Source organism: Candidatus Planktophila sp. (genome assembly GCF_046070465.1).
Classification (GTDB): Bacteria; Actinomycetota; Actinomycetes; order Nanopelagicales; family Nanopelagicaceae; genus Planktophila.
The window spans coordinates 1-8,008 of record NZ_JBJTMK010000049.1 but is presented as its reverse complement, the minus strand read 5'-3'; the positions used below and the strand labels follow the sequence as shown (position 1 = coordinate 8,008).

18 protein-coding genes are annotated in these 8,008 nt (G+C 49.4%); all 18 read left to right on the top strand.

The window, feature by feature from the left end; all coding sequences use genetic code 11:
- Positions 1-93 (top strand): ribosomal protein S19 family protein (locus tag ACKOVI_RS02435; RefSeq protein ID WP_509602426.1); only part of this gene is annotated, 93 nt, incomplete at its 5' end.
- Positions 86-547 (top strand): 50S ribosomal protein L22, encoded by a 462-nt coding sequence (gene rplV, locus ACKOVI_RS02430; RefSeq protein ID WP_509602425.1) that lies wholly within the window; start codon positions 86-88, stop codon positions 545-547. The genes ACKOVI_RS02435 and rplV, both read left to right, overlap by 8 nt.
- Positions 548-1,306, top strand: coding sequence for a 30S ribosomal protein S3 (rpsC, locus tag ACKOVI_RS02425; protein WP_509602424.1), 759 nt, complete (start codon positions 548-550; stop codon positions 1,304-1,306). It begins immediately after the preceding gene.
- Positions 1,306-1,719 carry a 50S ribosomal protein L16 gene (rplP, locus tag ACKOVI_RS02420; protein WP_509602422.1) on the top strand — a complete coding sequence of 138 codons (414 nt, stop codon included), beginning with the start codon at positions 1,306-1,308 and terminating at the stop codon, positions 1,717-1,719. The genes rpsC and rplP overlap by 1 nt, the downstream gene beginning before the upstream one ends.
- A gap of 2 nt (positions 1,720-1,721) precedes the next feature.
- On the top strand, positions 1,722-1,937 hold the full coding sequence (rpmC, locus tag ACKOVI_RS02415) for a 50S ribosomal protein L29 (protein ID WP_509602421.1): 216 nt from the start codon (positions 1,722-1,724) through the stop codon (positions 1,935-1,937).
- Entirely contained in the window at positions 1,937-2,203 is a 267-nt protein-coding gene (rpsQ, locus tag ACKOVI_RS02410; RefSeq protein ID WP_509602420.1) for a 30S ribosomal protein S17, read from the top strand. The genes rpmC and rpsQ overlap by 1 nt, the downstream gene beginning before the upstream one ends.
- A 19-nt stretch (positions 2,204-2,222) precedes the next feature.
- Positions 2,223-2,591: a 50S ribosomal protein L14 gene (gene rplN, locus ACKOVI_RS02405; RefSeq protein WP_509602419.1), complete on the top strand. Its 369-nt coding sequence runs from the start codon at positions 2,223-2,225 to the stop codon at positions 2,589-2,591.
- 3 nt (positions 2,592-2,594) lie between these two features.
- Positions 2,595-2,906, top strand: a complete 312-nt coding sequence (gene rplX / locus ACKOVI_RS02400) for a 50S ribosomal protein L24 (RefSeq protein ID WP_509602418.1) — start codon at positions 2,595-2,597, stop codon at positions 2,904-2,906.
- Positions 2,907-2,908: 2 nt separating this feature from the next.
- Positions 2,909-3,466, top strand: coding sequence for a 50S ribosomal protein L5 (gene rplE, locus ACKOVI_RS02395; protein ID WP_509602417.1), 558 nt, complete (start codon positions 2,909-2,911; stop codon positions 3,464-3,466).
- Positions 3,467-3,468: 2 nt separating this feature from the next.
- Positions 3,469-3,654, top strand: a complete 186-nt coding sequence (locus ACKOVI_RS02390) for a type Z 30S ribosomal protein S14 (RefSeq protein ID WP_509602416.1) — start codon at positions 3,469-3,471, stop codon at positions 3,652-3,654.
- 67 nt (positions 3,655-3,721) lie between these two features.
- Complete coding sequence (rpsH, locus tag ACKOVI_RS02385) at positions 3,722-4,126, top strand: 30S ribosomal protein S8 (RefSeq protein WP_509602415.1); 405 nt, start codon at positions 3,722-3,724, stop codon at positions 4,124-4,126.
- Between the two features lie 6 nt (positions 4,127-4,132).
- Entirely contained in the window at positions 4,133-4,672 is a 540-nt protein-coding gene (gene rplF, locus ACKOVI_RS02380) for a 50S ribosomal protein L6 (RefSeq protein ID WP_509602414.1), read from the top strand.
- Positions 4,672-5,049 carry a 50S ribosomal protein L18 gene (gene rplR / locus ACKOVI_RS02375; protein ID WP_509602413.1) on the top strand — a complete coding sequence of 126 codons (378 nt, stop codon included), beginning with the start codon at positions 4,672-4,674 and terminating at the stop codon, positions 5,047-5,049. Before rplF ends, rplR begins: the two co-directional genes overlap by 1 nt.
- 1 nt (position 5,050) lies before the next feature.
- Positions 5,051-5,671, top strand: a complete 621-nt coding sequence (rpsE, locus tag ACKOVI_RS02370) for a 30S ribosomal protein S5 (RefSeq protein WP_509602412.1) — start codon at positions 5,051-5,053, stop codon at positions 5,669-5,671.
- A complete protein-coding gene (gene rpmD, locus ACKOVI_RS02365) occupies positions 5,671-5,853 on the top strand; it encodes a 50S ribosomal protein L30 (RefSeq protein WP_445834421.1) in 183 nt (60 codons plus the stop codon). The genes rpsE and rpmD overlap by 1 nt, the downstream gene beginning before the upstream one ends.
- Before the next feature lie 2 nt (positions 5,854-5,855).
- Positions 5,856-6,296 carry a 50S ribosomal protein L15 gene (rplO, locus tag ACKOVI_RS02360; RefSeq protein WP_509602411.1) on the top strand — a complete coding sequence of 147 codons (441 nt, stop codon included), beginning with the start codon at positions 5,856-5,858 and terminating at the stop codon, positions 6,294-6,296.
- Between the two features lie 33 nt (positions 6,297-6,329).
- Positions 6,330-7,625 carry a preprotein translocase subunit SecY gene (secY, locus tag ACKOVI_RS02355; protein WP_509602410.1) on the top strand — a complete coding sequence of 432 codons (1,296 nt, stop codon included), beginning with the start codon at positions 6,330-6,332 and terminating at the stop codon, positions 7,623-7,625.
- Positions 7,625-8,008: adenylate kinase family protein (locus ACKOVI_RS02350; protein WP_509602409.1), on the top strand; the 384-nt coding region annotated here is incomplete at its 3' end. The genes secY and ACKOVI_RS02350, both read left to right, overlap by 1 nt.

Here is an 8,008-nt window from a genome sequence, read left to right as displayed (position 1 = left end):
GATGCGATGATCGGCCACAAGCTCGGTGAATTCGCACCAACACGTACCTTCAAGGGTCACGTTAAGGACGATCGGAGAGCTAACCGTGGCTAATACTGATAAGCCTGTAGTCGGCCGCGCAATCTTGCGCGACATCCGCCACACACCACAGAAGGCTCGTCGCGTTGTCGACTTGGTTCGTGGAATGCGTGCAGATGAAGCACTTTCTGTTCTTAAGTTTGCACCACAAGCTGCCGGAGATGATGTTTACACACTTCTCAACTCAGCTGTAGCAAACGCTAAGCAGCAGAACCCAGCAATCCGCGATGCTTCCGAGCTCTGGGTTGTAGAAGCACTCGTTGATGAGGGACGCACAATGAAGCGTTTCCGTCCACGTGCACAGGGTCGCGGTTTCCGTATCCTCAAGCGTTCATCACATATCACCGTTGCCGTCAGCGCTGATAAGAACGTATCAAAGTCAATTTCACGAGCTCCACAGTCTGCGCAAACACGTAGCCCAAAGCGTAGTGAGAAGTCGCCACTAGCTGCGAAGGGAGCGTCCAACTAAATGGGTCAAAAAGTAAATCCACATGGCTTCCGCCTAGGCATTACAACTGAGTTCAAGTCACGTTGGTATGCAGATAAGTTGTACAAGGATTACGTCAAGGAAGATGTCGAAATCCGTCGAATGATGACAAAGGGAATGGAGCGCGCAGGCGTTTCACGCATTGAAATCGAGCGCACACGTGATCGTGTACGTATCGACCTTCATACAGCGCGTCCAGGAATTGTTATTGGCCGTCGTGGTCAAGAAGCAGACATCATTCGCCAAAAGCTTGAGAAGCTCACAGGCAAGCAAGTTCAGCTCAACATCCTCGAGGTTAAGAACCCAGAAGTTGATGCGCAGCTTGTTGCACAGGGCATCGCAGAGCAGCTCGCAGCACGCGTTTCTTTCCGTCGCGCAATGCGTAAGTCAATGCAGTCAGCTCTCAAGGCTGGCGCAAAGGGCATCCGTGTTCAGTGCGGTGGTCGTCTTGGTGGCGCAGAAATGTCACGTTCAGAGTTCTACCGTGAAGGTCGCGTTCCACTACACACACTTCGTGCGGATATTGATTATGGCTTCTACGAAGCACATACAACATTCGGTCGCTTAGGCGTCAAGGTATGGATCTACAAGGGTGAAGTTATCGGTTCACGCGCAGAGCGTGCAGCGAAGGCTCTTGAAGAAGCACGCGCTCCAAAGGCAGATCGTCGCCCACGTGCACCACGTGCACCACGTAACGATGCGCCAGTTGCAGCACCTGCACAGGAAGGAGCGGCTAACTAATGTTGATCCCTCGCAAGGTTAAGCACCGTAAGCAGCACCACCCATCACGTAGTGGTGGAGCAAAGGGTGGAACACAGGTCGCATTTGGTGACTTTGGTATCCAAGCTCTCGCACCTGCATACGTAACAAACCGTCAGATTGAAGCAGCACGTATTGCGATGACACGTTACATCAAGCGTGGTGGAAAGGTATGGATCAATATCTATCCAGACCGTCCACTCACAAAGAAGCCAGCTGAAACTCGTATGGGTTCCGGTAAGGGTTCTCCAGAATGGTGGATCGCAAACGTTAAGCCAGGTCGCGTAATGTTTGAAATTTCAGGTGTATCAGAGGAAGTTGCAACAGAGGCAATGCGCCTTGCAATTCACAAGCTTCCAATGAAGTGCCGTGTTGTAAAGCGTGAGGAGGCGTAAAGATGACGACTATTTCTAACGATGAACTTCGTCAATTATCACCAGAGGAGCTCACTGCAAAGCTACGTGAGAACAAGGAAGAACTTTTCAACCTTCGTTTCCAGGCAGCTACAGGTCAGCTCGAGTCACATGGCCGCCTCGGTCAGGTACGCAAGGACATCGCGCGTATCTACACAATTATTCGTGAACGCGAACTAGGAATTGGAGGCGCTGCATAATGTCTAATTCAGTAGATCGCGCAGATCGCAAAACTCGTGAAGGCATCGTAACTTCAGACAAGATGGATAAGACCATCGTTGTTGAGGTAGAGAATCGTGTTGCACACGGTATCTACTCAAAGGTTATGAGCCGCTCACAGAAGCTCAAGGCACATGATGAGACCAACTCAGCTGGCATCGGTGACCGTGTAATCATCATGGAGACACGTCCACTATCTGCATCAAAGCGCTGGCGTTTAGTTTCAATCATCGAGAAGGCTAAGTAAGGGACGGGTGGAATAAAAAATGATTCAGCAAGAATCTCGCCTTCGCGTCGCGGATAACACAGGAGCTAAAGAGCTTCTCTGTATTCGTGTACTCGGCGGATCCAAGCGTCGCTACGCAGGTATCGGTGACATCATCGTATGTTCAGTTAAGGATGCAATTCCTGGCGGAACAGTGAAGAAGGGTGAAGTCGTTAAGGCTGTCATCGTTCGCACAGTAAAAGAGCGTCGTCGTCCAGACGGTTCTTACATCAAGTTTGACGAGAACGCAGCTGTCATCCTCAAGGCTGACGGCGAACCACGCGGAACTCGTATCTTCGGCCCAGTTGCACGCGAACTTCGCGACAAGCGCTACATGAAGATCATTTCACTTGCTCCGGAGGTGCTCTAAACCATGGCGAAGATTAAGAAAGACGATAACGTGCTCGTTATCGCCGGAAAGAACAAGGGAGTAACCGGCAAGGTTCTCCATGTTGATGGCGATCGTGTCACTGTTGAAGGCGTCAACCGCATTCAGCGTCATACAAAAGAGACAACCACGGAGCGTGGAGTAAAGGTCGGCGGCATCATCACTCAGGAAGCTTCGATCCACATCTCAAACGTTCAGGCTGTCGATGCAGATGGCAAGGCAACACGTCTTGGCGTTCGCAAAGATGACGAAGGCAAGAACGTTCGTATCTCACGTCGCACCGGAAAGGACATCTAATAATGTCAACAACAACAGATGTTCGCCTCAAGGCGCGTTACCGTTCAGAGATCCAGAAGGCTCTCAAGGAGCAGTTCGGTTACAAGAACCCAATGATGATCCCAACCCTTACCAAGGTTGTCGTCAACATGGGTGTCGGTGACGCTGCTCGTGATTCAAAGTTGATCGAAGGTGCTATCCGCGATCTCGCAACAATCACCGGCCAGAAGCCACAGGTCACTAAGGCACGTAAGTCAATCGCGCAGTTCAAGCTTCGCGAAGGCATGCCAATTGGTGCACACGTGACAATGCGTGGAGATCGTATGTGGGAGTTCACAGACCGTCTTCTCTCAATCTCGCTTCCACGTATCCGTGACTTCCGCGGTCTCTCACCAAAGCAGTTCGATGGCAAGGGCAACTACACATTCGGTCTTACCGAGCAGGTTGTTTTCCCAGAGATCGAGCAGGACAAGGTTGATCGTCCACGCGGTATGGACATCACAATCGTAACCACAGCAAAGAACGACGAAGAAGGTCGCGCACTCTTGAAGTTGCTCGGTTTTCCTTTCAAGGAGGCATAAGAATGGCTAAAACATCACTCAAGGTTAAAGCTGCTCGCAAGCCAAAGTTCAAAGTTCGCGGTTACACACGTTGCTCACGCTGCGGTCGTCCACACTCTGTTTATCAGAAGTTTGGCATCTGCCGTGTTTGCTTCCGCGAAATGGCTCACCGTGGTGAGCTTCCTGGTATTACAAAAGCTTCTTGGTAACAACTACAACGAAAAAAGTCCAAGCAGATCGCTTGGATACTAATTCGAGAAAGGCCACAGGCCACGTATGACAATGACAGATCCGATCGCAGACATGTTGTCTCGTCTGCGTAACGCGAACTCTGCTTACCATGACACGGTTTCAATGCCGTCATCATCGGTAAAGGTTCGTATCGCAGAAATCCTCAAGACGGAGGGTTACATCGCTGACTTCCGTATCGTTTCAAACGAGAACGGTGTTGGAAAGACTCTGACACTCGATCTTAAGTTTGGTGCAAACCGTGAGCGTTCAATCGCAGGTCTTCGCCGTGTATCAAAGCCAGGTCTTCGTGTTTACGCGAAGTCAACTGCGCTTCCTAAGGTACTTGGTGGACTCGGTGTTGCAATCATCTCTACTTCATCTGGTCTCTTGACCGATAAGCAGGCTAACAAGAAGGGCGTAGGCGGAGAAGTTCTCGCTTACGTATGGTAATCGACTATGTCACGTATTGGTCGTATGCCCATCACTGTTCCTAGCGGAGTAGAAGTAACAATCAATGGCCAGCAAGTCTCTGCAAAGGGTCCTAAGGGATCACTTTCATTGACAGTTGCTGAGCCAATCAAGGTTTCACAGGCTGATGGTGTTATCACTGTTGCCCGTCCCAACGATGAGCGCATGGTTCGTTCACTTCACGGCTTGTCTCGCACACTCGTTGCGAACATCATCGAAGGTGTAACAAACGGCTACTCACTCACAATCAACATTGTTGGTGTTGGTTACCGTGTTGCTGAAAAGGGTAAGGACCTTGAGTTCCAGCTCGGCTACAGCCACGTAATTAACTTCCCAGCACCAGAAGGAATCAGCTACAAGGTTGAGTCACCAACAAAGCTTGTTATCAGCGGAATCGATAAGCAGCTTGTTGGCGAAACAGCAGCGAAGGTAAAGAAGCTTCGCAAGGCAGATCCTTACAAGGGCAAGGGTCTTCGTCTTGAAGGCGAAAAGGTTCTTCGCAAGGCTGGAAAGGCAGGTAAGAAGTAATGGCAATCGGAGTTAAGGTCCGCAAGGGCAATGCGCAGAACGCGCGCGCTCGTCGTGCTTTCCGTCTTCGCAAGAAGATCTCAGGCACACCATCACGTCCACGCCTCGTAGTTTCACGTTCATCACGTCACCTGTTCGTTCAGGTTATTGATGACACACAAGGTTTAACACTTGCTTACGCATCAACAATGGAAGCAGATCTTCGCGCTGCATCTGGCGAAAAGACAGATAAGGCAAAGAAGGTTGGAGCTCTCGTAGCTGAGCGCGCTAAGAAGGCTGGCGTTTCAGCAGTTGTATTCGACCGCGCTGGTTACAAGTACCACGGTCGCATCGCAGCTGTTGCAGATGCTGCACGAGAGAACGGATTGGAGTTCTAATATGGCTATTGAAACAACAACAGCTGCTCCATCAACTGGTGCACCAGCTAACAAAGGTCGCGGCGAACGTCGCGAAGGTCGTCGTGACGATCGCGAACGCGAGAAGTCTCCTTACACAGAGCGCGTAGTTTTCATCAACCGCGTATCTAAGGTTGTAAAGGGCGGACGTCGTTTCTCATTCACAGCTCTCGTAGTTGTTGGTGACGGAAACGGTCTCGTTGGTATCGGATACGGCAAGTCAAAGGAAGTTCCAGCTGCGATTGCAAAGGCTGTTGAAGAGGCTAAGAAGTCATTCTTCAAGGTTCCACGCGTCCAGGGAACAATTCCTCACCCAGTTCAAGGTGAGACTGCTGCAGGCGTAGTTCTTCTTCGCCCAGCTAGCCCAGGTACCGGAGTTATCGCTGGTGGTCCTGTGCGTGCAGTACTTGAGTGTGCTGGTATTCACGATGTTCTTACAAAGTCACTCGGATCATCTAATGCAATCAACATGGTTCACGCCACTGTTGCAGCGCTGAAGATGCTCGAGTCTCCAGAGCAGATTGCAACTCGACGTGGTCGTCCACTTGAAGATGTTGCACCTGCTGCAATTATCCGTGCTTCACAGCAGACAGTTGGTGCCTAATGCCACGTTTGAAAATCACTCAGATTAAGTCAACAGTTGGCAATAAGCCAGAGATTCGCAACACTGTTCGTTCTCTCGGTTTAAAGCGCATCAACGATGTTGTCGTTAAAGAAGATCGTCCAGAAATTCGTGGCATGGCAGTAGCTGCTCGTCACTTGATCAAGGTAGAGGAGGTCGAATAAAGATGACTCTCAAACTTCATCATCTTCGTCCAGCTCCAGGTGCTAAGAAGGCCAAGACTCGTAAGGGTCGCGGTGAGGCATCGAAGGGTAAGACTGCAGGTCGTGGTGGCAAGGGAACTCACGCTCGTAACACGGTTCGTCCGGGCTTCGAGGGTGGTCAGCTTCCACTCGTAATGCGTCTTCCAAAGCTACGTGGATTTAAGAACCCAGCACGCGTTGAGTACCAGGCGGTTAACGTCTCAACAATCAACGCACTCTTCCCAAAGGGTGGCGATGTAACAGTTGCTGATCTCATTGCTAAGGGCGCAGTTCGCGATTCATTGCCGGTAAAGGTTCTCGGAAACGGCGATATCGCTGTCAAGGTATCTGTTACAGCACATGCATTCTCAGCTTCAGCGATCGAAAAGATTGCAGCAGCTGGCGGTTCAACAAATACACTATAAGAAGTCGTTGATTTAGAGAGTTGGAGAAGGTTGATGCTTAGCGCATTTGGAATGGCATTTAAGACGCCAGAACTTCGAAAGAAGATCTTCTTCACTCTCTCAATCATGGCCTTGTTCCGTTTTGGCTCAGTTGTTCCTACACCAGGTGTTTCTTATGGAAATGTCCAAGAGTGTTTGAAGACTGTTCAATCTGGTGGATTGTTTGGCTTGATCAACCTATTTAGCGGTGGAGCGCTTATTAAGCTCTCTGTTTTCGCTTTGGGAATCATGCCTTACATCACCAGCTCAATCATCATTCAACTTCTAACAGTGGTAATCCCACGATTTGAAGCGTTGAAGGCTGAAGGACAATCTGGAACAGCGAAGTTAACTCAGTACACACGTTACTTAACAATCTGTCTTGCAGTATTGCAATCAACTGGTTTGATCGCGGTTGCTCGTACACCTGGTCGTTTGATCTCAGGATGTTCGCTTGCAATTATTCCTGACACATCATGGCAGCGCATCGTTACGATGATTTTCGTAATGACTGCAGGTACATCTGTAATCATGTGGCTTGGTGAGTTAATCACTGATCGCGGTGTCGGTAACGGTATGTCAATCTTGATCTTTACATCGATCGCAGCAGGTTTCCCAAGCCAACTATGGTCAATCAAGCTACAAAAGGGATTTTTCGCATTCCTCTTTGTTATGGCTGTTGGAATCTTGGTAGTAGCAGCGGTTGTATTCGTGGAGCAGGCGCAGCGTCGTATTCCAGTTCAATATGCAAAGCGTATGGTTGGACGTCAGGCATACGGTGGAACAAGCACTTACATCCCAATCAAGGTTAATCAGGCTGGTGTTATCCCAGTAATTTTCGCTTCATCATTGCTCTACATTCCTTCGCTGATTGTGAACTTCACAAATAGCCAGGCTGCATGGGCGGTATGGATTAGCCGTAACTTTGTTAAGGGCGATCACCCAATTTATGTAGCTGCGTATGCACTACTCATTATTTTCTTCACATACTTCTATGTTGCAATTACCTTCAACCCAGATGAGGTTGCAGATAATATGAAGAAGTACGGTGGATTCGTTCCTGGTATTCGTGCAGGAAAGCCAACATCTGAGTACCTACAGTATGTTCTTTCACGTATCACTGCTCCAGGATCTTTGTACTTGGCACTTGTTGCAGTTATTCCAATCGCAGCACTAGTTGTCTTTGGTGCAACACAGAACTTCCCATTTGGTGGAACAGCGATCCTGATCGTTGTAGGTGTAGGTCTTGATACTGCAAAGCAGATCGAGTCACAACTACAGCAGCGTTCATACGAGGGATTCCTTCACTAATGCGTTTAGTCCTGGTAGGTCCACCAGGCGCAGGTAAGGGAACACAAGCTCAATTCCTTGCTGCGCACTACTCAATTCCACACATCGCAACTGGTGATATTTTCCGCGCAAATTTAAAGGCCGGAACCGAACTTGGAAATAAAGCACGCGAGTTTATGGATCGTGGCGAGCTAGTTCCAGATGCAATTACCAATGAAATGGTTGCAGCACGTTTAGAAGAGGCTGATGCAGTTAATGGCTTCTTACTTGATGGATGGCCACGCAATGTTGCGCAAGCAGAGGTGTTACGCGCGATGATGCTTGATAAGAAGACCCCATTAAACGCTGTTCTTGAGTTTTCACTTCCTGATGATGAGATCGTTGGACGACTTTCAGCACGTCGC

Coding starts and splice junctions, on each gene's coding strand:
- rpmC (WP_509602421.1), top strand. CDS start 1,722: ATGACGACTATTTCTAACGATGAACTTCGTCAATTATCACCAGAGGAG.
- rplO (WP_509602411.1), top strand. CDS start 5,856: ATGACTCTCAAACTTCATCATCTTCGTCCAGCTCCAGGTGCTAAGAAG.
- rplP (WP_509602422.1), top strand. CDS start 1,306: ATGTTGATCCCTCGCAAGGTTAAGCACCGTAAGCAGCACCACCCATCA.
- rpsC (WP_509602424.1), top strand. CDS start 548: ATGGGTCAAAAAGTAAATCCACATGGCTTCCGCCTAGGCATTACAACT.
- rplE (WP_509602417.1), top strand. CDS start 2,909: ATGTCAACAACAACAGATGTTCGCCTCAAGGCGCGTTACCGTTCAGAG.
- rpsE (WP_509602412.1), top strand. CDS start 5,051: ATGGCTATTGAAACAACAACAGCTGCTCCATCAACTGGTGCACCAGCT.
- rplF (WP_509602414.1), top strand. CDS start 4,133: ATGTCACGTATTGGTCGTATGCCCATCACTGTTCCTAGCGGAGTAGAA.
- rpsQ (WP_509602420.1), top strand. CDS start 1,937: ATGTCTAATTCAGTAGATCGCGCAGATCGCAAAACTCGTGAAGGCATC.
- rplX (WP_509602418.1), top strand. CDS start 2,595: ATGGCGAAGATTAAGAAAGACGATAACGTGCTCGTTATCGCCGGAAAG.
- secY (WP_509602410.1), top strand. CDS start 6,330: ATGCTTAGCGCATTTGGAATGGCATTTAAGACGCCAGAACTTCGAAAG.
- rpsH (WP_509602415.1), top strand. CDS start 3,722: ATGACAATGACAGATCCGATCGCAGACATGTTGTCTCGTCTGCGTAAC.
- rplN (WP_509602419.1), top strand. CDS start 2,223: ATGATTCAGCAAGAATCTCGCCTTCGCGTCGCGGATAACACAGGAGCT.
- rplR (WP_509602413.1), top strand. CDS start 4,672: ATGGCAATCGGAGTTAAGGTCCGCAAGGGCAATGCGCAGAACGCGCGC.
- rpmD (WP_445834421.1), top strand. CDS start 5,671: ATGCCACGTTTGAAAATCACTCAGATTAAGTCAACAGTTGGCAATAAG.
- ACKOVI_RS02390 (WP_509602416.1), top strand. CDS start 3,469: ATGGCTAAAACATCACTCAAGGTTAAAGCTGCTCGCAAGCCAAAGTTC.